Origin of the sequence: Streptomyces sp. BE20, assembly GCF_036322525.1 — a bacterium.
Taxonomy (GTDB): domain Bacteria; phylum Actinomycetota; class Actinomycetes; order Streptomycetales; family Streptomycetaceae; genus Kitasatospora.
Genome location: NZ_JAQYWW010001122.1, coordinates 1 through 277, shown reverse-complemented (window position 1 = coordinate 277; position 277 = coordinate 1). Strand labels below are relative to the sequence as shown.

Sequence of the window (277 nt, the reverse complement as noted above, 5' to 3'; positions counted from 1 at the left end):
GGCCCAGAACCCGGCCTCGGCGGGGTCGGCGGCCACCGCCTTCGCGGGCCGGCTCTCCAGCCAGTACCGCTGGTGCTGGAAGGCGTAGGTCGGCAGCTCGGCCGGTCGGACGCCCGTGAACAGCGGCGACCAGTCGACCGGAACGCCGTTGACGTGCAGAGTCGCCAACGCCGTGAGCACGGTGGTGACTTCGTCGCGGTCGCGGCGCAGCAGCGGCGCCGTGGCGGCGTCGGGCTGCTGGACGAGCGCGGACAGGACCGCGTCCGGGCCGAGTTCG

The 277-nt window shown here is 74.7% G+C and carries 1 protein-coding gene; it reads right to left on the bottom strand.

Annotated elements, in window-relative coordinates; translation table 11 throughout:
* Nucleotides 1–277: hypothetical protein (locus tag PUR61_RS34535; protein ID WP_329883483.1), on the bottom strand; the 277-nt coding region annotated here is incomplete at both ends.